The organism is Stenotrophomonas sp. 05L413, from assembly GCF_056397945.1.
Map to the genome: position 1 here is coordinate 368,279 of NZ_JBFTOL010000005.1, position 24,153 is coordinate 392,431.

The 24,153-nt window shown below is 67.2% G+C and carries 20 protein-coding genes; 8 read left to right on the forward strand and 12 right to left on the reverse strand.

The window, feature by feature from the left end; translation table 11 throughout:
• Window positions 1-8 precede the first annotated feature (8 nt).
• Window positions 9-2,447: a S9 family peptidase gene (locus AC1DIQ_RS13615; RefSeq protein WP_478050229.1), complete on the reverse strand. Its 2,439-nt coding sequence runs from the start codon at window positions 2,445-2,447 to the stop codon at window positions 9-11.
• 147 nt (window positions 2,448-2,594) lie between these two features.
• Window positions 2,595-2,954, reverse strand: coding sequence for a DUF1428 domain-containing protein (locus tag AC1DIQ_RS13620; protein WP_282258849.1), 360 nt, complete (start codon window positions 2,952-2,954; stop codon window positions 2,595-2,597).
• A gap of 675 nt (window positions 2,955-3,629) precedes the next feature.
• Between AC1DIQ_RS13620 and AC1DIQ_RS13625 the strand changes: the two genes are divergently transcribed.
• Window positions 3,630-4,202 carry an OmpO family porin gene (locus AC1DIQ_RS13625; protein WP_121044142.1) on the forward strand — a complete coding sequence of 191 codons (573 nt, stop codon included), beginning with the start codon at window positions 3,630-3,632 and terminating at the stop codon, window positions 4,200-4,202.
• Between the two features lie 132 nt (window positions 4,203-4,334).
• Complete coding sequence (locus tag AC1DIQ_RS13630; protein ID WP_121044139.1) at window positions 4,335-4,760, forward strand: NUDIX domain-containing protein; 426 nt, start codon at window positions 4,335-4,337, stop codon at window positions 4,758-4,760.
• A gap of 19 nt (window positions 4,761-4,779) precedes the next feature.
• Here AC1DIQ_RS13630 and AC1DIQ_RS13635 read toward each other — a convergent pair whose 3' ends face one another.
• The 6 genes from AC1DIQ_RS13635 to AC1DIQ_RS13660 are packed head-to-tail and all read right to left on the reverse strand — an operon-like array spanning window position 4,780 to window position 13,621.
• A complete protein-coding gene (locus tag AC1DIQ_RS13635) occupies window positions 4,780-5,883 on the reverse strand; it encodes a sugar kinase (protein ID WP_478050230.1) in 1,104 nt (367 codons plus the stop codon).
• Entirely contained in the window at window positions 5,880-7,061 is a 1,182-nt protein-coding gene (locus AC1DIQ_RS13640; protein WP_478050231.1) for a GDSL-type esterase/lipase family protein, read from the reverse strand. Before AC1DIQ_RS13640 ends, AC1DIQ_RS13635 begins: the two co-directional genes overlap by 4 nt.
• A gap of 30 nt (window positions 7,062-7,091) precedes the next feature.
• The gene (locus AC1DIQ_RS13645; protein ID WP_019185567.1) at window positions 7,092-7,847 is read right to left on the reverse strand and encodes an SDR family NAD(P)-dependent oxidoreductase; all 756 of its coding nucleotides are present in this window, start codon (window positions 7,845-7,847) and stop codon (window positions 7,092-7,094) included.
• Window positions 7,848-7,890: 43 nt separating this feature from the next.
• Window positions 7,891-9,183 carry an MFS transporter gene (locus AC1DIQ_RS13650; RefSeq protein ID WP_121044130.1) on the reverse strand — a complete coding sequence of 431 codons (1,293 nt, stop codon included), beginning with the start codon at window positions 9,181-9,183 and terminating at the stop codon, window positions 7,891-7,893.
• Entirely contained in the window at window positions 9,180-11,441 is a 2,262-nt protein-coding gene (locus AC1DIQ_RS13655; RefSeq protein ID WP_478050232.1) for an oligoalginate lyase, read from the reverse strand. Before AC1DIQ_RS13655 ends, AC1DIQ_RS13650 begins: the two co-directional genes overlap by 4 nt.
• Window positions 11,438-13,621: a polysaccharide lyase 6 family protein gene (locus AC1DIQ_RS13660; protein WP_478050233.1), complete on the reverse strand. Its 2,184-nt coding sequence runs from the start codon at window positions 13,619-13,621 to the stop codon at window positions 11,438-11,440. The genes AC1DIQ_RS13655 and AC1DIQ_RS13660 overlap by 4 nt, the downstream gene beginning before the upstream one ends.
• 323 nt (window positions 13,622-13,944) lie before the next feature.
• Between AC1DIQ_RS13660 and AC1DIQ_RS13665 the strand changes: the two genes are divergently transcribed.
• Both AC1DIQ_RS13665 and AC1DIQ_RS13670 read left to right on the forward strand, forming a co-directional pair.
• Complete coding sequence (locus AC1DIQ_RS13665) at window positions 13,945-16,836, forward strand: TonB-dependent receptor (RefSeq protein ID WP_121044120.1); 2,892 nt, start codon at window positions 13,945-13,947, stop codon at window positions 16,834-16,836.
• Between the two features lie 89 nt (window positions 16,837-16,925).
• Window positions 16,926-17,669 (forward strand): FadR/GntR family transcriptional regulator, encoded by a 744-nt coding sequence (locus AC1DIQ_RS13670; protein ID WP_152152870.1) that lies wholly within the window; start codon window positions 16,926-16,928, stop codon window positions 17,667-17,669.
• Between the two features lie 21 nt (window positions 17,670-17,690).
• Here the strand turns inward: AC1DIQ_RS13670 and AC1DIQ_RS13675 are convergent, their stop codons facing one another.
• Window positions 17,691-18,080, reverse strand: coding sequence for a DUF6165 family protein (locus AC1DIQ_RS13675; RefSeq protein WP_121044117.1), 390 nt, complete (start codon window positions 18,078-18,080; stop codon window positions 17,691-17,693).
• A gap of 235 nt (window positions 18,081-18,315) precedes the next feature.
• Here AC1DIQ_RS13675 and AC1DIQ_RS13680 point away from each other — a divergent pair, with 235 nt between their 5' ends.
• Window positions 18,316-18,954 (forward strand): TorF family putative porin, encoded by a 639-nt coding sequence (locus AC1DIQ_RS13680; RefSeq protein ID WP_478050242.1) that lies wholly within the window; start codon window positions 18,316-18,318, stop codon window positions 18,952-18,954.
• Window positions 18,955-19,026: 72 nt separating this feature from the next.
• Here the strand turns inward: AC1DIQ_RS13680 and AC1DIQ_RS13685 are convergent, their stop codons facing one another.
• Complete coding sequence (locus AC1DIQ_RS13685) at window positions 19,027-20,208, reverse strand: MFS transporter (protein WP_121044113.1); 1,182 nt, start codon at window positions 20,206-20,208, stop codon at window positions 19,027-19,029.
• A gap of 99 nt (window positions 20,209-20,307) precedes the next feature.
• Between AC1DIQ_RS13685 and AC1DIQ_RS13690 the strand changes: the two genes are divergently transcribed.
• A complete protein-coding gene (locus AC1DIQ_RS13690; RefSeq protein WP_461770738.1) occupies window positions 20,308-21,243 on the forward strand; it encodes a LysR family transcriptional regulator in 936 nt (311 codons plus the stop codon).
• Here AC1DIQ_RS13690 and AC1DIQ_RS13695 read toward each other — a convergent pair.
• Window positions 21,209-21,679 carry a YehS family protein gene (locus tag AC1DIQ_RS13695; RefSeq protein ID WP_152152868.1) on the reverse strand — a complete coding sequence of 157 codons (471 nt, stop codon included), beginning with the start codon at window positions 21,677-21,679 and terminating at the stop codon, window positions 21,209-21,211. The genes AC1DIQ_RS13690 and AC1DIQ_RS13695 overlap by 35 nt on opposite strands.
• 157 nt (window positions 21,680-21,836) lie before the next feature.
• Between AC1DIQ_RS13695 and AC1DIQ_RS13700 the strand changes: the two genes are divergently transcribed.
• Both AC1DIQ_RS13700 and AC1DIQ_RS13705 read left to right on the forward strand, forming a co-directional pair.
• Entirely contained in the window at window positions 21,837-22,322 is a 486-nt protein-coding gene (locus AC1DIQ_RS13700; RefSeq protein ID WP_478050234.1) for a hypothetical protein, read from the forward strand.
• 97 nt (window positions 22,323-22,419) lie between these two features.
• Window positions 22,420-23,169, forward strand: a complete 750-nt coding sequence (locus AC1DIQ_RS13705; RefSeq protein WP_019185578.1) for an SDR family NAD(P)-dependent oxidoreductase — start codon at window positions 22,420-22,422, stop codon at window positions 23,167-23,169.
• A gap of 106 nt (window positions 23,170-23,275) precedes the next feature.
• Here AC1DIQ_RS13705 and AC1DIQ_RS13710 read toward each other — a convergent pair whose 3' ends face one another.
• Window positions 23,276-24,145, reverse strand: a complete 870-nt coding sequence (locus tag AC1DIQ_RS13710) for an SPOR domain-containing protein (protein WP_461770737.1) — start codon at window positions 24,143-24,145, stop codon at window positions 23,276-23,278.
• Window positions 24,146-24,153: the final 8 nt, after the last annotated feature.

The window sequence follows — 24,153 nt, forward strand, 5'->3', positions numbered from 1 at the left end:
GCATCCGCTCACGGCGAGGCGGCCGCCCCGATCCGGTAGGGCGGCGGCGTCGCACCCATCAGATGGGTGACGAAGTAATCCCACATCCGGCGCATGTAGTAATCGTCGTTGCGGAACAGTTCGTGGTCCTGGTTGGGCAGGTAGAGCAGGTCGTAGTCCTTGTTGGCCAGCGTGAGGGCGCGCGCCAACTGCAGGGTCAACGCCGGCATCGCGTTCTCATCCAGGTCGCCGTAGACCAGCATCAGCCGACCCTGCAGGCGATCGGCCAGTGCATCGTTGGCCAGTGGCTGGAACAGCGCTGGTACTGCATCCGGTGCTGGGCGCACGGCGGTGCCGTCTGCATAGACCGGCTGGCCGCCGACCAGGCGGTCCATGCCGTGGATCGCGCCGCCGTACATGCCCTGGAAGCTGTGGCTGCCGGCCGAAGCCACCCCGACCTTGTAGAACGCCGGATGGCGCAGCAGGGCACGCGCCGCACTGTAGCCGCCGAAGGAATGCCCATAGATGCCGACCCGCGTCAGGTCCATGCCCGGATAACGTCTGGCCAGCTGGCGGATCGCCGCGACGTGATCGTCCAGCTGCAGATCCGCCGCGCTCAGGAAGCTGGCATCGTGGAAAGCCTTGGAACGTCCGGGTGTGCCACGCGCATCGATGCTCACCACCACGAAGCCGAGCTGGGCCAGGCTGGAGCGCGCGACGGGGTTCATCGTCGCGGTGGCGTCGACGAAGCCCACCGGGGTATTGGTGATGTGCGGTCCGCCGTACATGGCATCGATGACCGGATGCCGTCCATCCTCGCGGTAGCCAGGCGGCAGATAGACCGTGGCCTGCAGTTGGGTGCGTCCATCGGCGGCCAGGACACTCACCCGCTGCGGTGGCGTCCAGCCGGCGGCGCGCACGGCGCGGTCGTCGCCGCGCTCCAGTTCCAGCACGACCCGGCCATCGCCCGTTGAGCGCAGCACGCTGACCGGCGCCTGGTCCACCCGCGAGTAGCCATCGACCACGTACGCCGCCGAGGGCGACAGCAGGTGGGAGGGCCGCCCGCCCATGAGCACGCCGGTTCCGCCATCGATCGCGTGATCAGCTGCTTCCGGTGTCAGCAGGACCGGCGCGCCACCGTCCAGCGACACGCGGTACAGGCGTCGTTGGTACGGATCCCCCGGCTCGCGCCCGCCGGCGGTGAACAGCACCTGGCGACGCACCTCATCGACGCCGACCACATCGCGCACCAGCCATGCGCCCGTGGTCAGCTGACGGACGACACGTCCATCGCGGCGATCGACCAGGTACAGATGGCCCCAGCCATCGCGCTGCGAGAACCAGACGATGCCATCGTCGCGCTGCAGAACGTGCACCGCCGGCCGGTTGTAGGGATAGCTGTTGAGCTGCGCACGGGTATCGCTGCGCTCTTCCCGTACGGTACGCACGCCGCCGGTGCGGACATCCACCTCGACCAGACGCAGCCGCGCGGGGTGGTCATAGCGCACGATCGCCGTATAGACCTTGGCGGCATCGGCCGACCAGCCCAGCACGCCGGCCTCGGTCAACGTGTGCCAGCCCTCGGGAACGGCGATGCTGCGTGTGCCGCCGACCACTTCGGTGACGAACCATGCATCGCGGACCTGCTCGGCGTCGCCCAGCAGGCCCAGGCGTACTTCATGCACGACCGGGCGGAACCCGGTGGTCGGCGCAGTCGCCAGGTAGGGATAGGGCAGGACCTTGCGTTCGTCGTAGCGCGCGCCGAATAGGCGCTGGCTGTCCGGTGACCAGGTGACCGCGAACGGCGGCATCTGCATCCGGCCTTCCCGTCGCGGAATGCCGCGCAATGCAAAATCGGGCAGTACCCCATAGCCGTACGAGGGCTCGCCATCCACGGTGAGCGCCCGTCGTTCACCGTCGGCACCACGCCGCAGCCACAGGTTGTCCTGCTCGACCCGCACGCTGTGCCGACCGTCCGGCGCAGGCAGGTCGCGGGGATCGGCGACCGCTGAGGTTTGCAGCGCACACGGCAGCGGCAGCGTGCAGGCCACGACCTGCCTTGCGTCCACGCGCAGCGTGATCCGCAATCCATCGCCGCTGCGGGCGACGCGGTCCACCTGCTGCATCACCGCGCCTGGATCGGCGACCCCGGCAGCCTGCAGTGCCGCCTGCATGACGTTTTGGTCAAACAGCGCCGTGCGCGTGGAGGCCGCCGGATCGACCAGCAGGTAGCGGGTGCGGCCATCGTCCTCCTGGCGGGCATACCAGAAGCGACCGTCCTCCAGCCAGTGTGGCGCGACGGTAGCATTGCGGACCTTGCCGCGCAGCCGCTGGTCGAGCACACGTTCGGCGCGCTGGTACTGCATCAGGCCCGGTGCCTCGGCCTTGGCCGGCGGGCTGGCGGTCGCGGTGACCGCCAGCCCCAGAACGAGCAGACAGTGAAACATTCCCGAACGTGCTGCGGCCATGCGTCTCGCTCCCTGATGACGGTCGCCCGGCAGGCAGCATCGTCCTCATGGCGCGTGCTCCTGTCAGCCTGGAGCCCCGAGCATGCCGGTGCTCCAGCGCGCACTCAAGCGGCGCTGCCGCAGCGGGTATGCCCTTCCTGGCCCCGCTCAGCTCTTGAGTTCCACCACCGGCACGAAGCCGCCGTAGATCATCCGCTTACCGTCGAACGGCATCGGATTGTTCTCCGGGTTCATCCGCGGGTCCTCCATCATCTTCTGCATGCCGGCATCGCGCGTGGCCTTGTCCGGCCATTCGATCCAGGAGAACAACACGGCCTCATCATCCTTGGCCGCTACCGCGCGATGGAAGTCGGTCTGCTTGCCGTGCGGGACATCGTCGCCCCAGCACTCCACCACGCGCAGCGCACCATGCTCGATGCAGATCGCATCGCCCATGTGCGCGTGTTCCAGGAATTTCGCTTTGTTCGCGGTCGGCACGGCAAGTACAAAACCATCGATATAGGCCATGGCAAAAGCTCCAGATGACGCGCCGGGATGGGCGCCTTCATGACATACGACGAACCGGGGGATGGAACATCGACAGTGCGCGCGGTGGCCGTTGCGGGCGGTGAATCTGTCCAGGACGGTCACGAAGTGAACAAATTCAGCATCCAATCCGCCAATTTCGGCGGCCTTCGGGACAAACGTCAGAAAACTCTGAGTCATGGTGCGGAACATCCTGATAGGCCAGCTGACGCATTCAGCACATGATGGCCTTGCCGGGCAGGACGCCCCACGGCGCCCTGCGGTCCAACGCCCCACGGCACGGACCTCGGTGCATCCAGGAGGATGGACGCGTTAGCCGATAACTCCCCAAGAGCGGCTTCCCCAGCGCGTGACGCCCCGAAAGGGCACCGTCGTGACCAGAATCCTTTCCCCGCGCGGTTCCCGCGCGTGGCCTTCGCCCCGCCCCTTTTCAGTTACCCGCGTGATCGCCGCGCAGGACGGGCATTCACGTCCTCATCGCCTGAAAAAGGCCACGCGCGTATGCCAGAGCGCGTCTGAACGGCGCCCTAAAATTCACTTTTGTCGACGCGGTCAACTTCAGGGCGGGTTGTGTCGAATAACGGAGAATTTACATTCCCGATGCAGTCCGGCCTCCATGCCGGGTGCAAGTAGTCCAAGACATAAAGGTGTACCCCCATGAAGACTTCGTTGATTGCTCTGGCCCTGGCCGCCGCCCTCCCGTTCACCGCTTCGGCGGCTGAAGGCCTGTCCTACAACTACGCTGAAGCCGACTACGTCAAGACCGACGCAGATGGCGGCAAGGCCGACGGTTGGGGCGTGAAGGGTTCCTATGCCTTCCTGCCGAACTTCCACGCCTTCGGTGAGTACAACCAGCAGAAGACCGACATCGGCAACTTCAAGGTTGACCAGTGGCGCGTCGGCGTCGGCTACAACCAGGAAATCGGCAACAGCACCGACTTCGTGGGCCGCGTTGCCTACAACAAGTTCGACCCGAAGGAAGGCCTGGATTTCAACGGCTACAGCGCTGAAGCCGGTATCCGTACCGCGTTCGGCCAGCACGCCGAAGTCTATGCCATGGCCGGCTACGAGGATTACAGCAAGAAGCACGGCGTCAATCCGGATGGCCAGTTCTACGGCCGCCTGGGTGGCCAGGTGAAGTTGAACCAGAACTGGGGCATCAACGGCGACATCAAGATGGATCGCCATGGTGACAAGGAATGGTCGGTCGGCCCGCGCTTCAGCTGGTAATCCCAGCGTGACCGCATCGCCACGTGCCTGACCGGCGTGGCAGAAAAGGCCCGGCATTGCCGGGCCTTTTTCGTGAGCGCGATGTCCGCAGCGGGCGCGGGGGATAATGCGGCACCCTCATGGAGATGCCCAATGCCCCCGTCCTCCGATCTGCAGCAGCCTCGCCTCGGCTGTGGTGCCGTGATCCAGCGCGCCGACGGCGCGATCCTGCTGGTCCAGCGTGGGCGCCCGCCCGAGCAGGGGCATTGGGGGCTGCCCGGTGGCAAGGTCGATTGGATGGAAACCGTCGAACACGCGGTGATCCGTGAGGTGGAGGAGGAGACCGCACTCCAGGTGACGGTGGAGCGTCTGTTATGTGTGGTCGATCATTTCGAGCCGGCGCTTGCCCAGCACTGGGTCGCCCCGGTGTATCTGGTGCGCGCCCAGGACACCACGATCGCGTCCGTGCAGGAGCCCGAGGCACTGCTCGGGCTGGGCTGGTTCACCGCGGATGCACTGCCCGCGCCGCTGACGCTCTCTACGCGCAAGGCCCTGGAACACCTCTCGATCGCGCACTGAGTCCTCGCGCGCAGGGCGCTCAGCGTCGTGCGGCGGCGCCATCTCCCCGCGCCACGGCCTCTACTTCGGCCAGGCTGGTGATGGCGTAGTCGCCCGGCGTGGACATCGCCAGCGCGCCATGTGCCGCACCCAGATCCACGGCCGCCTGCTCGCCCTTGCCGCTGAGCAGGGCATGCACCACGCCGGCCACGAAGGCATCGCCGCCGCCGACACGGTCGAGCAGATCCACTTCGCGAGCGTCGGAGACAAACAGCTGCGACCGCGTGCGCAGCGCACCGGCCCAGCCGTGGCGGGCGGCGTTGGCGGCGTCGCGCAGCGTGAACGCCACCGCCTGCAGCGCCGGGAACTGCGCCATCGCGCGCACGGCGGCTGCCTCCGCCGGACCGACATCCATCGGCGTGTGGCGGCGACCAAGATCGCTCAGGTCCATCCCCAGGCACGCGGCGAACGAATACTCATCGCCGATCAACAGATCGCACTCGGCCGCGATGGCGCAGTTGGCGTGACGCGCGGCATCCGGGTCGGGATGGCTGTTCCAGAGGCTGGCGCGGTAGTTGAGATCGTAGGAGACCGCCACGCCGTTCCGGCGTGCGGCCCGCACCGCGGTGATCGCGGTCTGCGCGCTGTGCTCGGACAGCGCGGCGAAGATCCCACCGGTGTGCAGCCAGCGCACGCCGTGTTGCCCGAACAGCGCATCCCAGTCGAACGCCTCCGGCTGCAGCTGCGAGGCCGCCGAGTACGCGCGATCGGAAATACCCAGCGGCGCACGCACCCCGAAACCGCGCTCGGTGAAGTTCAGGCCCATGCGGGTGTTGCGGCCGATGCCATCATAGTCGCGCCACACGATCTGGCTGGCATCCACCCCGCCGGCCTGGATCAGCTGCTGCGCAAGCAGGCCCAACTCGTTGCGCGGCAGGGCGGTGAGCACCCCGGTGCGATGGGCGAAGGTGCTGCACAGGCCGCGGGCGACGTTGTACTCGCCACCGCCCTCCCACACGTTGAACTGGCGGGCGCTGCGGATCCGGCCTTCGCCGGGATCGAAGCGCAGCATCACCTCGCCTAGCGCCAGCGCGTCCCAACGCTGGCCATTCTCGGCCGCAACCTGGAAGGTCAGGGCACTCATCGCGCCGGGCACCCGAGCAGCGCCAGATCGATCCCCTCGGCCATCCGCCGGTAGCCCTCGTCGTTGGGATGCAGGTGGTCGCGGGTGATCTCCTCGGGCAGGTTCTCCGGATTGGACGGATCGCGCAGGATCTGGTCGAAGTCGATCAGGCCATCGAAACCGCTGCGCCCGCCGCGCATCCAGGTGTTGAGCGTGGTGCGGGTGGCGGCGGCGATCGGCTCGTACCGGTCCGAACCACCGAAGGGCGTGATCGTGGCGGCGATCGGGCGAATGCCGTTGCTGTGCAGGCGCTCGGCGATCTGCCGGTAGCCCAGCACCATGTCCTCTGCGTTGCGGCCGGCCACGGGTGGGGTGCCGCCATCATGGCGGATGTCGTTGATGCCTTCGAACAGGATCACGCGGTCCACGTTCGGCAGCGCGATCACATCGCGGTCCAGCCGCGCCAGCGCGCTGTGGCTGCGGCCGTGGTCCATGACCTTGTTGCCGCTGATGCCGGCGTTGACGACCACCACCTGATCCGGGCACGCCTGCTGCAGACGGGCGGACAGCAGTGCAGGCCAGTCGCCATTGCTGCCGCGGGTGGCGGTGGCGCCTTCGGTGATGGAGTCGCCGAGGGCAACCACCACGATCGGCGTGCGCGTGCGTTCGGCGAGCACGGCGGAGACCACGTTCTGCCGGTAGGCGAGTTTGACCGCGTCGCCCACGGTGGCTGCGCGGCCATCGGCGATGCGCAGCGCGGTGCGGCGCACGGCCGGCCGTGTGGCATCCGGGAAATACACGGTGAGCGAGACGTCGGCCAGCGCCGGCGCCGTGATCGCGACCGGGTCGCTGAGCAGCGCAGCGCCGACCGGCACCACGATCTCGCCGCGACCATTGAAGGTGACCGGCTTGGCCGCGGTGGCGGTGCCGGTGAGGTGGGCCGAGGCCCCGCCGATATGCAGCGGGGCCTGGCCGAGTTCATTGCTGATGCGGAAGCGCAGGGCGCGGGCCGAACTGGCCAGGCGCATGTCCTGGCGCACGGTCTGGTTGGCGAACTGCACCGGGGCCTCGGGGGTGCCATCAAGACGATCCGGCGCCGGCGAGGCGGTCCAGGCCGGCACCCAGACCTGGGCCTGGGCGGGCAGCGCCGCAGCGCTGGTGGCAAGTGCAAGAGAGAATGCAGTGATCCAGCGCAGCATGGCGGCCCTCCCAGGCGGTCAGCGGGTCAATCAGGAGAAGTAGGTGCCGCCGTTGACGTCGACGTTGGCACCGGTGATGAAACCGGCCGCATCCGAGGCCAGATACACCGCGGTATCGGCGGCTTCCTGCGGTCGGCCCTGGCGGCGCAGCGGGGTATTGCCGGCCACGGCGGTGCGCACTTCCGGCTTGGTGAATTCGTCATGGAAGCGGGTGGCGATCATGCCGCAGCACAGTGCGTTGACACGGATGCCGCGCGGGCCCAGTTCCTTGGCCATGGCGCGGGTGAAAGTCATCACAGCAGCCTTGGCTGTGGCGTAGATCGCCGCGCCCGGGCCACCGCCATCGCGCCCAGCCTGCGAGGCGAAGTTCACGATCGCGCCGCCTTCGGGCATGTGCGGCACCACCGCATGCGTGGTCAGGTAGACCGAGCTCATGTTGAGGTCCATCACCTTATGGAAGAACGCCTCATCGATCTCGGCCAGCGGACGGCGCTGGACCATGCCACCGGCGACGTTCACCAGCACGTCGATCTGCGGGCCGAACGCGGCTTGCGTCGCAGCGACCATGGCCGCCACGGCCTTGGCATCGGTGACATCGGCGCGATGCACGATCGCGGTGCCGCCGGCGGCTTCGACCTGCTTGAGGGTCTCCTGCGCGCTGGCTTCGTCGTTGGCGTAGTTGATGCAGACCTTGGCACCGGCCGCGGCCAGCTTGAGCGAGATCTCGCGGCCGATGTCACGGCCGCCACCGGTGACGATCGCCACCTTGTCCTTGAATTGGGTCATGAAACACTCCTTTGATGCGTTGGGGGAAAGGGAAGAAGCGGGCTCAGCGGCGCTCGACCGGGCCGTGGAGTTTTTCCACGCGACCGGTGACCAGCCACAGCGCCAGCAGGGAGGCCGGCACCAGGGCGGCCACCAGGATGAAAATGGGTGCGTAGGATTCGTGGGTCATCGCCGGCACCAGCCAGGTGGTGATCAGCGTGCCGGCCACCGCGGCCATGCCGCCCAGGCCGGCGACCGAGCCGACCGATTTGCCGCTGAAGATGTCGCCGGGCAGGGTCTGGATGTTGCCGATGGCGATCTGGAAGCCGAACAGTACGAAGGCGATGGTCACCACGGCCCAGACCGGATCGGTGGCCAGCACCGCGCCCAGCAGCGCCGGGGCCATGATCGCGCCGCCCAGGGTGATCACCACCTTGCGGGCCTTGTCCACGCTCCAGCCGGCGCCGATCAGGCGCCCGGACAACCAGCCGCCGCCGAGGCTGCCGATCATCGCGCCGACATACGGCACCCAGGCGAAGATGCCGATCTGCTTGATGTCGAAACCGAAGGTATCGGCCAGGTAGAGCGGCAGCCAGGACACGAACAGCCACCAGATCGGGTCCAGGAAGAACCGCGAGATCAGGATGCCCCAGGTCTGCCGATGGCCCAGCAGCTGGCGCATGCTGGGCACGTACTCGGGGACCGGCACGGCTGGTTGTTCGGTGGGTGCATCCAGGATCAACGCGCGCTCGGCCGCGCTCACCCACGGGTGCTTGTCCGGGCCTGCGCGGTAGATGATCAGCCACGGCAGCAGCCAGATGAAGCCGATCGCACCGATCAGGATGAAGGTGCCGCGCCAGCCCAGCCACAGGAACAGCACGGCGATCAGCGGTGCCGACACGATCGCGCCGATCGACGCGCCGGCATTGAACACGCCCTGTGCCAGCGCACGCTCACGCGCCGGGAACCACTCGGCATTGGCCTTGACCGCACCCGGCCACGCGCCAGCTTCGCTGATGCCGAGCATGGCGCGCACGATGCTGAAGGACAGGATGGAATGGGTGACCGAGTGCAGCGCGATCGAGATCGACCACACCGCGATCGACAGCGCGAAGCCCAGGCGCGTACCGATGATGTCGAACAGGCGGCCGAACACGAACTGGCCGGCGGCGTAGAACAGCATGAACACCGTGACCAGCAGCGCGTAGTCTTCCTTGGTCGCACCGACGTCCTTGGAAATCTGCGGCCACATCACGGCCAACGCGTTGCGGTCGATGTAGTTGATCACCGTGGCAATGGCGATCAGCGCCACGATCAGCCAACGGACATAGGTGCGGGCCTGCGTGGTGACCTTCATTTGCCGTCCTTGCCGGTACGGGTGCCGGTATCGAAGCGCTTCCAGCCACCGTCCCAGCGCCAGCTGTGTCCGCCGCCGCTCACTTCATGCGATCCGCCCTTGGCCGGATCATCGGCGATGCCCACGGCGAGCTGCTTGCCGCCGGCCAGGTCGAGCACCAGCACGTCTGCATCCTTGCCGCGGTAGTGGGTGAGGCGGTCGATGCGGCTGTTGGCGCCCCGCACGGTTTCGGCGGTGCCGTCGTACTGGCCGTGCGGTTCGAGCACGCCGTAGAACGTGGTGGCGGCCTGGCCATCCACCCGCTGCAGCAGCATCGGCTCACGGCGCAGGTTGAACGAGGGATCATTCGCGCCGCTCTCGCCGATCAACGCACGCGAGGGCGCGGTGCTGGCGAACCGGTAGGTATAGAAGCGACCGTCCAGCAGCCAGGTCAGGCTGCGTGCGTCGCGGGTCGGCTCGCTGGCCGCATCGATCCACACATGCTGGTAGCCGTTGGCCTTGCCCAGCACCGGACGTGCGGCGACCGCGGACTGCGTCTTGAAGCCCACGTCCATGATGTGACCGTTGAAGTGCAGCGGCAGGTCATAGCGCGCCGCCTTGGTGCCGGTGACGCGCAGCAGGTCCAGCACCACCGGCTCGCCCAGCGCAGGGTGCGAGAGCAGGGCCTGGGTGCGGGTGAAGCTGACCCCGTCATAGGCGCCCTCCATCCGTGCCGAGGCGATCTGGGTGTCGTCGCTGACCGCGAACAGCAGCGGTGTCGGCGCCAGTGGCTGGCCCTGCTTCCAGTCGCCGCCGAAGTGGCTCTGTTCGTTCACCACCAGCGTGTTGTGCGCGATGGTCTGCCGGGCCCAGCTGCTGTTCTCCGGCAGGTAGATGCCACCGGCCTTGGCTTCGATATTGAGGAAACGCGCGGCGCCGTAATCGGTGACCACACGCTGGCCGTTGTCGTAGAACAACCAGTTGAGCTTGTCGAAGTGACCGTGCCCCATGCCCTGCTTGGTGTTCTTCATCACAAGCGCCTGGCCGTTCTCGCCGCCCATGCGCAGGATCGCCAGTGCGCCTTCGGTGCCGTCCGGGCCATCGCGCAGCAGGGTCGGTACGAAGGCGAACGGCTTGGCCTTGTTGTCTGCCAGTGCCTGGGCCACCTGCAGGCCTTCGGGCGAGAGCAGCACGCGCTTCTGTGTTTTGGCGACGGACAGCAGGCGTGCATCACCGGTCTGCGCGTAGGCGATATCGATGCCGGCCACCAGTTCCTCGGTGTCCAGGCCCTTGTCGAGAATGGCGTCGTTGATCGGGAAGAAGTAGCCGCCGTAGCTGCTCTGCACCAGCGCATCCACGGCCTTGAGCAGCACGCCATCGCGGCGCTTGAAGATGCCGCGTTGCGGTTCGTTGCGCTCGATGGCGTTGGCGAACAGGATGAACGGGGCCAGCGCATAGCGCTGGTAGTACGGGCCTTCTTCGTAATACCCGTCCGGCGAGAACAGCTGATCCACCTGTTTCAGGAAGCCGGCGCTGCCATCGCGTTTGCTGCCCTGCAGGGCCTTGTCGACGTAGCTGGCATCGCGCAGCACGTAGCCGGTCATGCCCACGGCAGCGACCGCCCAGGTGGCGTGGTTGTGGATCTTGTCGAAATTTTCCGGCGTGCCGGACAGGAAATCGGCCATCGCGCGGAACACGTTGTCGTCGATCGTCTTGCGATCCGCGTCACTGAGCGTGTCGCGGATCGCGTCGTAGCCCTGCGCCGCGCTGACCAGCCAGACCGAATCGTTGAGGGTCTGCCAGAACAGCCGGCCGGGAATCTGGCCGCGGCCCTGCGGGTGCGCGCCCAGCCCCGGGTAGAGCTTGGCGTAGCCCAGCAGCAGGTCGCGGGCGAAGGTGGCATAGGCCTTGTCACCGGTCAGCCGATACAGCGCGCCGGCGGCCTGGATGGCCTGGTAATTCCGCTTGTGCTGTTCGTGCGTGTAACCGCCGCCTTTGTCCTTGGGCACCGGCACGTCGATGCCGGCCTTCATCATCGCGCGCACGCGCTGTTCGGCACGCTGTTGTTCCTTGGCGAACAGCGGCGAGCGCGCACCCTCGGCACGCATCTGCGTCCACTGCGCGGCGGTGACCAGCACCGGCGCGGCGGTGACCAGCACCGGCGCGGTGGCGGCCTCGGCGGGCGCCTGCCGGGCGGCGGGTGCGGCCTGCGCAGCGGGCAACGCGGCCCCGCCAAGGGTGGCGGCGAGCAGCAGCATCAGGGGCGGGGCGTGATTCATGGCAGGGCCTCAACAGGGGTATCAGACAGCAACGGCGCGGTGGCCGTCAGCGGGTTGTCGCCCATGCGCAGGGTCGGTTCCCCGACGCGATGGCTGAAACGGATGCGGCCGCTGCGGTCGAAGCGGTTGCCGCGGATGCTGGCGAACTGCACGCCATGCAGGCGCAGGCTGGTGTCATCGGCCACCCCGGCCTGCTCGAACTGGTTGCCGTGCACCTGCAGCGCCGGACCGAAGGTGCTTTCGTCGGTGCCGCCGCGATACAGGTTCACCACCGGCCCGCCGATGCGGCGGAACGTGGAGTCCAGCAGATCCACCTGCTCAGCGTTGTAGGTGCCCAGATCATCGGTCTCGGCGGCCGCGGCGATCACGCTGCCGGTGATGTCCTCCACCGTGACGTTGGCCAGTGCGATCTGCGCGGCCAGGCTGCCCTTGCCGGTGGCGATCACATCGAAGGCCTTGTTGGCGGTCAGCCCGTGTACGCGGCTGTCCTCGATGCGCAGCGTGTAGTTGAAGGCCTGGCTGCCCGGCGGCACGCGGATCACCGCGTTGCCGGCGGCATCCGGGGCGAGCGCACCATCGATATCCAGCCGCGCCAGGCGCAGCGAACCACGCGCGCCGATCTCGAACAGGCTCGGCCGCGAGAACTGCACGCTGGCCTGGCCATGTGCGGGGCCGACCACGCTGAGCGGATGATTCACCGCCAGCACCTGGCTCACGGTGTAGCGGCCGCGCTGCAGTTGCAGGCGGTCGCCGGGGGCGCTGGCCGCCACGGCGGCGGTCAGGGTGTCCTCGCCCGGTGCGACCCTGCGCACCGCGCCACTATCCAGTGCGGTGCTGGGCAGTGTCTTGGGGTACCAGTCCACGCCGACCTGGTCGCGGGGAATCGGGGTCAGATCGCGCGGGGCACCGGCATCGATGGCGGCGGTGGGGTAGAGCAGGCCGTTGGCCGCGCGCTGCAGGGACACGGACTGGCCGCTGACACCGCCGGGGAAGCCGGGTGACACGGCAGGGCTCTGCACGTTGCCGGCGAAGGTGATGCCGGAGAGATCGCCCTGCGTACGCAGCAGATCGCGTTTCCCATCGCCGATGAACAGGTTGCCGGCGATGCGGCTGTTCATCGGCATCGCATTGCGCTCTTCATCCAGCCCCGCGCCCAGCAACAGCGTGCCGACCTGGATGAAGCTGTTGCGTTCGATCACCGCGTGATCGATCTGCTCGTAGCGGTTCAACGGCGCGTTGTGGGTACCGGCCATCACGCTCAACGCCGCAGCGAAGTTGTCGCCGGCGATGCCTTCGAAGTAATTGTCGCGCACGGTCTGGTTGCGGTTGATCACGCGCACGCCGCCGGTATGCGCCTTGCCATGGCCGAGGAACACATTGCGTTCGACCTGATTGCCGTGGCCGTGGCGCAGCACCAGCGAGCCGCGCGAGTCCTGGAAGACGTTGCCGCGGTACGTGTTGCCGCCGGACTTGTTGGAGACGATCTCCACCTCGCCATCGCACTGCTCGAACCAGTTGTTCTCCACCACGGTGCGCGAATCGGACTGCGAGTCGTGGCTGGTGCCGATGCGCATCGTCTCGCCGCCGTTGGAGCCGAGGTTGGGGCGCGGGCCGAACCAGTTGTGGTCGATGCGGTGCTGGTTGTCCAGGCCGCTGGTGGCGTTGCGCACCACCACCAGGGTGGTGCCCGCATTGGTCTTGCCGACCAGCTGGCTGTGGTCGAAGCGGTTGTGCTGGCCGTACAGCGCCACCCAGTGATCGGACTGCTGGCGATCCGGCTTGTTGTAGCGGTCGATCACGATCCCGGTCACCCGGCTGTGGTTGGCCCATTCGCTGGCTGACCGCCGGAACGAGATCACTTCACCGCCAGGCGCCCAACCATCCCGGAAGACGAGATGGGACACCTCCAGGTGCTCACCGGCCAGACGCAGCTGGGACTGCCCGCTGAGAATCACCTTGCCGGGCGTCTGCGCCGTCAACTTAATTGGTTGACCAATTTTGCCGGTGCCCCGGAAAAGCAGGTCCACGTCGCGCCAGACGCCGTTCGCCAGGATCACCGTATCGCCGGGGGCGAGGGCGCGTACGGCGGTGGCATAGGCAGCAGCGTCGCGCACCAGATAATCGGCCGCCACGGCAGGGAATGCCGCCAGGGACAGGCTCAACAGCAGGGCCTTGGCCATGGGACGCCGCGCCAACGGCGCATACGAGTGTTGCAAAGTCACGGGCTTACCCTCCCAGATGAACCGTGGCGACTGACGCGAGCCACGATCCTAACAGGTTGCCGGGCGCGCACGTCAACCACAATCGCATACCACTTTAGATGAATGTGGTATGTGGTTTGCGCATTTTTCTGCTGCGTCCGCACATTAATTCCATGCAAAGTGGTCTGGACAGTGGTGCGGGGTAGACTTTAGTACCAATTCATTGACATTGGTTCATCAGTCGTGAATCGTCCGGATCGAATCCGTGTAATCGGACGATCCATCCTGGGAGGGAGATCACGATGTTGCATGACCGCCGTACGGCCTCACCACGAGGCCTCCGCCGCACCGCGCTGCACAGCGCGCTGTTCTATGCCCTGTGCGCCACCGCGGCACTGCCGCTGGCCCACGCACAGGATGCCGACGCACCGGCCTCGCCGCCGGGGCAAGCCACCACCCTGGATCAGGTCCAGGTGACCGGCATCCGCAGTACCATCCAGACCTCGATCGACAAGAAGCGCGAGGAGACCGTGGTCTCCGATGTGCTGGCCGCCGACGACATCGGTGATCTGCCGGCGCTGTCGATCGGTGAAGCGATCGAGACGATCACCGGTGCCTCCACCCATCGCGAGAAGGGCGGTGCGTCGGAAATCTCGATCCGTGGCCTGGGCCCGTTCCTCGGTTCGTCCACCTTCAATGGCCGCGAGGCCACCAATGGCAGTGGCGACCGCTCGGTGAACTTCAACCAGTTCCCGTCCGAGTTGATCAACACCGTGGCGATCTACAAGACCCAGCGCGCCGACTTCGTCGAAGGTGGCGTGGCCGGCACGATCAACATGGAGACGGTCAAACCACTGGAGTACGGCAAACGCACGTTCCAGCTCGATGGCCGGGGCACCTGGCAGGACTACGATGACCGTCTGAAGGACAAGGACGGCGTCGGCTGGCGCGGTACCGCCAGCTACATCGACCAGTTCGACATGGGCAACGCCGGCAAGCTCGGTGTCTCCATCGGTGTGCAGGCGCTGGAAGGCAGCAACCCGGAAGAGATGTTCTCCAGCAGCTCCACCTGGGTGGCCTGCGATGGCCGTGAAGTGGTCGGCGCGACGCGCAACTGCACCCAGGTCAACGGCAACCAGGTCGCCAACGGCGTGCCGTATTACCTGGTGCCCAGCAGCCGCATCTACCGCCAGTTCATCGAGCACGACAAGCGCGATTCGCAGTTCGCCGCGCTGCAGTGGCGGCCCAGCGATACGGTGGAAGTGAACCTGGATTACCAGCACTCCAAGCGTGATTACACCGAAGACCGCTCGGATCTGTCGCTGTCCTCGATGATGCGCAACCTCAACAACCGCGTGGTCACCGACGACGGCGCGCTGCTGCACCACACCGGCAGCACCACGGTCGATTCCACCGGCAATTTCCTGGAGCGCCAGGAGGAATACACCGGCGGCGGGCTCAACGTGATCTTCCGGCCGAGCCCGGCGTGGACGTTGTCCACCGATCTGTCCTACTCCAACACCGAGCGCGATCAGATCGAACGCAGCACCCGCCTGCGCGCCGGTCGCACCGACGTCAACGGTCGGCCGGTCGGCGGCATCAAGAACACCCGTTACGTCGATTACACCTATGACTACAGCGGTGACGTGCCGAGCATCTATCTTGATCCCGCGTTCGATGTGAACAACCCGGACAACTTCACCGATTCGGCGCTGGTGCGTCGTCGCCAGCAGCATCGCGAGCACACCATCCGTGCCGGCCGCTTCGATGCCACGTTCACCCCGGAAAGCGGCTTCTTCACCGCGATCAAGGGCGGCCTGCGCCGCTCCGAGGCGACCTACACCGATTACACCGACACCGTGGATGTGACCACCACCAATGTCGCTGCGATCCGCGCTGCCAACCTGGCCTGCCGCCAAGCCTTCCCGCAGGACGATTTCCTGGCCAATGCCAGCGGCAACACCATCGACCAGTGGGCCAGCTTCGACAGCCGTTGCCTGTTCAAGGCCTTCACCGGCGTGGACGACACCGGCCTGAGCGCGGACCTGCGCAACCCGGCCAATAACGATGTCACCGAGAAAACCAGCGCGCTGTACCTGATGGGCGATTACAGCGCCGAATGGTTTGGCCTGCCGGTGACCGGCAACATCGGCGTGCGCGGCGTGCGGACCGAAGTGCGCTCGGTCGGCCTGCGCAGCGGCCTGGATGTGATCAACAATCCCGACGGCACCGTGACCCTGGAGCCGACCGGCGATTTCACCTCGCAGGTACTCAAATCCAGCAATACCGAATGGCTGCCCAGCTTCAACGCCGCCTTCGAACTGCGCCCGGACCTGCTGCTGCGCGTCGGTGCGTATCGGGCGATGTCGCGCCCGGACCTGGCCGCTGAAGGCTACGGCCGCACCTTCAACCTGGGCGAGGTGGATACCGAGTTCAACAGTGTGGGCGATGCGCTGCGCAGCATCACCGCCACCGGCAACCCGCGCGCCAAGCCGTTGATGTCGTGGAATGGCGATCTCTCGCTGGAGTGGTACGCCAACGAAGACACCATGCTGTCCGGTGCGCTGTACTACAAGCAATTCAACGGCGGCTCGATGCCGGTGATCGTCAACGAGACCTTCGATATCGACGGTCAGAGCGTGACCGTGCCGGTGGAGCAGCTGGCCACCAGCGACCAGAAGAGCGATCTGTTCGGCGTGGAGTTCACCGCCTCGCACAGCTTCTCGTACCTGCCGGGCATCTTCTCCGGGCTGGGCGTGAAGGCCAGCTACAACTACGCCGATTCCAACTTCAAGACCGAAGACCTGCGCCTGGGCGAGTCCACCGACCCCTCGACCGGCGTGGTGACACCGGGCATCGTCGAACCGGCCAACATCTTCGGCCTCTCCAAGCATGTGGCCTCGGCGCAGGTGTACTGGGGCCTGGGCAAGCTCGATCTGCAGGCGATCTACAAGTACCGCTCCGACTATTACCAGCAGTTTGTCGGCGACCCGTCGCAGAACCGCTATGTGCGGGACAATGGCTCGCTGGACTTCCGCGCCACCTACAAAGTGAACAAGCACTTGTCGTTGTCGCTGTCGGCCAGCAACCTCACCGATGAGCCGCGGGTGTCGGATATGCCCATCCTCGGCAGCTTCCGCGAGTACACCACGTACGGGCGGCGGTATTATCTGGGGGTGCGCTACCGCTTCTGAGGTCAGTGGCGCGGTTTTTCCGACCGCGCCGCTCTCTGAAGGCGCGGTCGCCTGTCGGTCCCCAGCCACCTGTCAGCAGGCCTTTGATGATGTCCGAACCCCGTCTTTACCAGTCCATTGCTGCCGAAATCGTCGCGCTGATCGAGAAGGGCGAGTTCCCGCCGGGCTCGCGCCTGCCGGGCGAGCGCGACCTGGCCGAACGCCTGGGCGTGAGCCGGGTGACGGTGCGCGAGGCAGAAATCGCGCTGGAAGCACAGGGCCTGATCACCATCAAGACCGGCTCCGGCGTGTACGTGAAGGCCAAGCCGTCGCAGGCGCCGGGCGCACTGCCCGACGTCTCGGCGTTCGACCTGACCGCGGCACGTGCGGTGATCGAGGCCGAGGCGGCCGCGATGGCGGCCAGCCGCATCACCGATGACGAACTGGAGGACCTGGCCGGCCTGATCGCGGCCATGGTCGACCCGAATTCGGGCGAGGCAGCGGCCAGCGAGGCGGATCGGCAGTTCCACCTGTCGATCGCGCGGATCGCCGGCAACCCGGTGGTGGAGCACTGCGTGCAGCTGATCTGGCGGATGCGCAACGAGCTGCCGCGGGTCAAGCAGGTCTACGCCAACGTCTGCCACAACGACGATGACACCCGCGACGAGGAACACACCCGGATTCTGGATGCACTGCGCCAGCGCGACCCGGCAGCGGCGCGGTCGGCCATGCGCAACCACTTCCAGCGGCTGTTCGAATCGATGCTGGAAGCCACCGAGAATGAAGCGCTGGCTGAAATCCGCCGGCGCACCCAGCAGGACCGCGAACGCTTCATGGCCGCGACCGGGCACTGAGCCCGGCGCGCACCGGCGGGCTTACTCGCCCTGGTACTGCTTTTCTTCGACCAGCTGCGAGCCGGCGATGCGGTTGATCTCGTTCTTCACTTTGACCCGCTCGCCATTGGTGCCATAGACACCGCGCGCCAGCTGGATGAAGGCATCGTCGAACACCTGCGCCGCTTCCTTGTCGCGCAGCTGATCCTGGATCTCCCACATGCGCTCGTTGATTGCCTTGAGCTGCGTCTTCAATGCCTCCAGCCCCGGCTGAGCGCTTACCTGCTGCTGCCACAGCGGCCACAGGCCCTCGAGTTCCTTGCGGACGTTGGCGTTCTTGCCCGCATCGGCGATGCGGTCGGCCTTGATTTCCAGGATGGTGATCTTGTCGATCAGCTCGCCAATCGATACCGGGGTCAGGATCGCGTCCACGCCATTACTCGCAACAGGTCAGAGTGGCCATGATACCGCGCACCCGCGGGCGCCATCCTGACGCAGGATTTACAGAAACGTTGCGCCGATCGCGCGGGTAGGCCATGGCGGCGTTACGGCCCACCTGGGGAGACTATCGCTCTCGACGGCGCGGCCGTCATCTGGAGTGGGACACGTGGTGGATCAACAGTGGAAACAGCGCCTGCGCTGCGGCGTGGTGCTGGTGGGGCTGGTCATGAGCGGGGCGGCCGCGGCCGCGGTGGAAGGCAATGCAGCGCTGACCTCGGATTACATCTGGCGCGGCAGCTCGCAGAGCGACGGCGATCCGGCCGCGCAGGCCGGCGTGAAGCTCAGTACGGCCAACGGCTGGTATGCCTCGGCGTGGGGCTCGGGCGTCTCGTTCCGCCCGGACAACGGCGCGCGCAGCGAATTCGACCTCATCGCCGGCTGGAGCGGTGCGCTGACGCCGGACTGGAGCGTGGACGTCAATCTGACCCGCTACCTTTATCCCTCGACCACGGTCGATCTGGACTGGACCGAGCTCAATGGCACGGTGACCTGGCGGCAACGCGCCTGGCTGCAGGTCGGCGTGTCCGACAACGCGCTGGCCGGCGGCCACGGCGGCACCTATGCGCAGCTCGGCGCGCGTTTGCCGCTGGGCGAGCAGTGGCGTGTCGAGGGCGCGGTGGGCCATTACTGGCTGGACAGCGCGCAGGCCGATGATTACCCGCATGGCCAGCTCAGCGTGGTGTGGCGTGTGCACGGCCCGTGGGAGCTGCGGGTGACCGGGCACGACACCGGCGGCGCCGCGAAACGCCTGTTCCCGGGCAATGCGGGATCGCGCGTCGAGGTCGCGGTACAGACCACCTTCTGAGGCGCGTTCGGGTAGATCCACACCATGCGTGGATCTACCGTTCCCTTGCCTACGTCCCGCGGTGGCGTGGTTTCAAAGCTCCCGCTTTGCCTGCGACACCGCCCAGATGCCCATCGCCACCAGCGCAACGCCCGCACCGGTGAGGCACACGCCGGTCCAGCCGAAGCGATCAAACACCTGCGCCGAGGCCAGTGAGCCCAGCGAGCCGCCGATGAAATACCCGGTCATGTAGCCGGCATTGAGCCGGTTGCGTGCTTCCGGTCGCAGGGCGTACACCACGTTCTGGTTGCTCACGTGCAACAGCTGCGCGGCCAGGTCGAGCACGATCACGCCCAGCACTAGTGCGATCAGCGAGTGCGTGGAGAAGCCCAGCGGCAGCCACGATGCGGCCAGCAGCACCAGCGCCACGGTCGTCGCCAACGCGGCCTTGCCACGGTCGGCCATGCGCCCGGCTACACCGGCGGCCAGCGTGCCGGCTGCACCCACCAGCCCGAACAGGCCGATCGTCGCATCGCTGTAGCCATACGGTTCGGCCGCGAGCAGGAACGCCAATGGCGTCCAGAAGATCGCGAACATCGCAAAGCTCAACGCGCCCAGTACGGTGCGCAGGCGGAACACCGGTTCCTGCGCGAACAGCGTGCCGATCGAGCGCAGCAGCTGCAGATAGCCCAGCCCGGCGGTCTGATGGAAGCGCGGCAGATGCCGATACAGCATGCCCGTGGTCAGCACCAGCGCGGCTGCGGCGATCCAGTACACGGTGCGCCAATCGCCCAGCGAGGACAGCGCCCCGGCCACCGTGCGCGCCAGCAGGATGCCGAGCAGCAGGCCGCTCATTACCGTACCGACCACCTGGCCGCGCTCTTCCGGCCGCGCCAGCGTCGCCGCGAACGGCACCAGCACCTGTGCCACCACCGAGAACAGCCCGGTCAGCGCGGTGCCCACCAGCAGCCAGACGAACTGATGGCTGAGCGCGCTCAGCACCAGCCCCGCCGCCGACAGCAGCGACATCACCACGATCAGCCGGCGCCGTTCGAACAGATCGCCCAGCGGCACCAGCAGGATCAGGCCCGCCGCATAGCTCAGCTGGGCCACGGTCACCACCGTCCCGGCACGCGCGAAGGACACCCCGAACTGCCCGGCGATGGTGTGCAGCAGCGGCTGCGCGTAATAGTTGCTGGCCACGGCGACACCGGTGGCGAAGGCCATCAGCAGGACCTGCCAGCGGCTGAGTGGCGAGGGCACGTCGTGGGTCATGACGGGCTCCAGGAAAGAAGGGGCGCCAGTGTCCGCCCGATCGGAAAATGAGGGAAATGAATAGTTATCATCCAATGCATCTGAAAATGAGATGGCACGATGAACCTCAAGCAACTCGAGTTCGCGGTGGCGCTGGCCGAAGAAGGCAACTTCACCCGTGCCGCCCAGCGCTGCCACGTCGTGCAGTCGGCGCTGAGCCACCAGATCGCCCATCTTGAAGACGAACTGCAGGCCACGCTGTTCGAGCGCCTGCCGCGTCAGGTCAGGGTAACGCCCGCCGGTGAAGCACTCTTGACGCACGCACGCCAGGTGCTCGCCTCGCTGCGGCATCTGCGCGATGACGTTGCCGCCGTCGGTGGCCAGGTGCGCGGCATCCTGCACATCGGCCAGATCACCTCGTTGACCGCGGTGGATCTGGTCGCTTGCCTGGCGGCCTTTCACCGGCGCTATCCGCAGGTCGAGTTCCGCCTGCGCATGGACAAGAGCGAAGTGCTGATGGCCGATGTGCGCGAGCGGCGGCTGGATGTGGCGCTGGTCGGGCTGTCGCCGGGCACCCCGATCGAGGGCACCCAGCACCGATTGCTGGCCGAGGAATCGATGGTCGCCGTGCTGCCTCCGGACCACCCTTTGGCGAGGCGTAAACGGCTCTCGCTGGCGACGCTGGCCGAGCTGCCACTGGTGGATTTCGCGCATGGGAGTGGTGCGCGCAGGCAGACCGATGAAGCCTTCGCCGCCGCGGGGCTGCCGCACCGGGTACCGTTCGAGATCAATCACATGGCGCTGGTGGAGCGCTTCGTACAGCAGGGCCTGGCGGTGGGCATCGTGCCGCAGGCCATCGCGGCCGGCTTCAGCGATGTTGCCTGTGTGGCGATCCAGGGCGCACCGACGCGGCGCGTACATGCGGTCTGGTCACACCTGCCCACGCCGGCGGCGCGGGCCTTCATGGAGGCGCTGCTGCAGCACGTGGCCCCGGCACCGGAGCCACGCACCAAGGCCTCACTCAGGCGGCGCGCACGCGCAGGGTCAGGCCCTTGAGGAAATTGCGCAGCATCTGGTCACCGCAGGCGCGGTAGTTCTTGTGGTCCGGCTGGCGGAACAGCGCGGACAGTTCCGGCTTGGAGACCGAGAACCCCGCTGCGTCGAATACGTCGTGCATGTCCACGTCCTTCAGCTGGAAGGCGACGCGCAGCTTCTTCAGCACCAGGTTGTTGGTGATGCGCTTTTCCACCGGGCGCACCGGCTGGCTCTCGTCGCGGCCACGGAAATGCACGATCAGGCCATCCAGGAAATGCGCCAGGGTGCGGTCGTCGCAGGGCACGAAGCCTTCTTCGTCTTCCTTGCGCAGCCAGCCGGCCACATCGGCCTTGTCGACCACGAAGGCCGGATCGGCCAGGGCACAGGTGTCGGCGATCATGCCGTCGCTGAGGTCGAGCATGTAGCGGATGCTGCGCAGTACATCGTTGTTGATCATGGGACGTCCAATACCGCCGGCGCGGCTGCGCGGCTGGCGGCCATTTTACCCCGTGCCGGGCGCGCCGCCGGCTGCGACCGGTGGTCGCTGTCATCTGGCTGCCATGAAAGTGAAGCACAGTGCCGCGATCAGGCATCGACAGGCAGTGGAGCAGGCAATGCGCAGGTGGCAGGTACTCGGGTGTGTGGGCATGTTGCTGGCGGGCCAGGCGGGCGCGCAGGTTCCGTATGTGGCGCTGGAACAGCGGCTGGATCCGCAGGCGCTGGCCGAGGTCGGGCTGACCCCGGCCCAGCTGCAGACGCTGAACCGCCTGCTGCGCCAGGCCGAGGCAGATGCCCCGGCACCGGTGGCCGTCGCGGCAGGACCTGCCGCAGGCCCGGGTGTGCCGACGCCGGCCCCGATGTTCCCCGGGCTGGACGATGGCCCGATCACCGCCAAGGTCACCGGCCAGGTGAGCGGCTGGGCTCCCGGCACCGTGTTCACCCTCGACAACGGCCAGCAGTGGCAGGTGCTCAAGGGCGAGATGACGCTCAAGACCGCCCGCAGCAACCCCGGGATTGTCGTGGTGCCGGGCATTGCCGGCCGCTGGTTCCTGCAGGTGGATGAAGACCTGCCCAAGGCACGGGTGTTCCGCATCCGCTGACGCGACGCCCCGTAGCGGCAGGCAGCGGAGCAGCGCCCGGCTCTGCACCGGGCGGGCATCGGTGCGAAAATGGTCGGGATCTCCACGGAGTACCTCGATGACCCGTACCGCTCTGATTACCGGCGCCACCTCCGGCTTTGGCGCCGCCGCTGTCCACCGTTTCGCCCAGGCCGGCTGGCGCGTGATCGCCACCGGGCGCCGTGCCGAGCGCCTGCAGCCGCTGGTCGATGCCTACGGTCCCGAGCGCGTGCACGCGGCGGTGTTCGACGTGCGCGACAGCGTGGCGATGGAAGCGGCCCTGGCCGCCCTGCCGGCCGGCTTCGCCGACATCGACCTGCTGGTCAACAACGCCGGCCTGGCCCAGGGCACCGCCCCGGCCCAGAGCGCCTCGCTGGAAGACTGGCGCACCATGATCGACACCAACGTCACCGCCCTGGTGACGCTGACCCATCGCCTGTTGCCACAGCTGGTCGCACGCAAGGGCGCGATCATCAACATCAGCTCGGTCGCCGGCGTGTACCCGTACCCGGGCGGCAACGCCTACGGCGGCACCAAGGCCTTCGTCAGCCAGTTCTCGCTGGGGCTGCGCTCGGACCTGCACGGCAGCGGCGTGCGCGTGACCACGATCGAGCCGGGCATGGCCGAAACCGAGTTCACCGTGGTCCGCACCCATGGCGACCAGGCGGCCTCGGACAAGCTCTACACCGGTGCCAACCCGATGACCGCCGATGACATCGCCGAGCAGATCTTCTGGGTCGCCTCGCTGCCGGCGCACCTGAACATCAATCGCCTCGAAGTGATGCCGGTCAGCCAGTCGTTCGCCGGGTTCCAGGTCGCGCGCGACTGATCCAACCGGACCGCCACCCGGTAGAGCCGACCGTTGGTCGGCTGCTCTGGGCGATCAAAAAAAACGCCGGGCGATGCCCGGCGTTCCTGTATACGTCGCAGCGCGGCTACTGCGCTTTGATCGCCATCGCTTGAAGCCCGGTCCCATCCAGCTTCTGCTTGGCTTCGGCCAGCTCGCCCGCGCTGCCATACGGCCCCATGCGCACGCGGTACACCGTCTTGCCGTTGATCTGGGCCGATTCCACGCGTGCAGCCAGGCCGATCATCGCCAGCTTGGCCTTGGTCGCTTCCGCATCACCGGAGGCACCGAAGGCGCCGGCCTGCAGGATGTAACGCACGTTGCCCGCGGCCGGATCGGCGGCGGCAGCGGCGGCAGCCGGGGCGGTCGCCGCAGGTGCATCCGGCTTCGGCGCGGTGGCCACCGTGGCCGGGGCCGATGCCGCCGGTGCCGGCGTGGCAGCCGGACGTTCATTCACCGGCGCCGGCAACGCAGCGGTACTGACTGGCGCAGGCGTGGTGGTCGCGGCGGTGCTGGTCGGCGCCGGTGCGGGCGGCAACGGACGGCCTTCCAGCGCCGCCTGCGCGCGCTGCGCATCGGCCTTGGCACGGCGCTGATCTTCGGCGCGTGCGCTGGCCGCCAGCTCGGCATCGGACATTTCCACTTCCTTGCCGGGCAGCAGGGTGTAGAAGTCGTACTGCGTCGCCGCCGGCTTGGCCGGTTCGGCGGGCTTGGCGGCGCCGGACTTGGGCAGCTCGGTGCCGACGTCGGTATCGGCATCGCTCACCGGGGCCGGCTGGGCGTTCGGGTCCGGCTGCGGGCCGACCCGCAGGAAGCCATCACCGTCGTTCTTGAACAGGTTCGGTGCCGCCAGGAACACCACGGCCGCAATCGCCACACCCGCGACCAGCCACACCCATCCCGGGGTGCCCTGGTTGCTGTTGCGCCGTGCCTGGCTCTTGCCGCGTCGTGCTGCCATTTACTGCT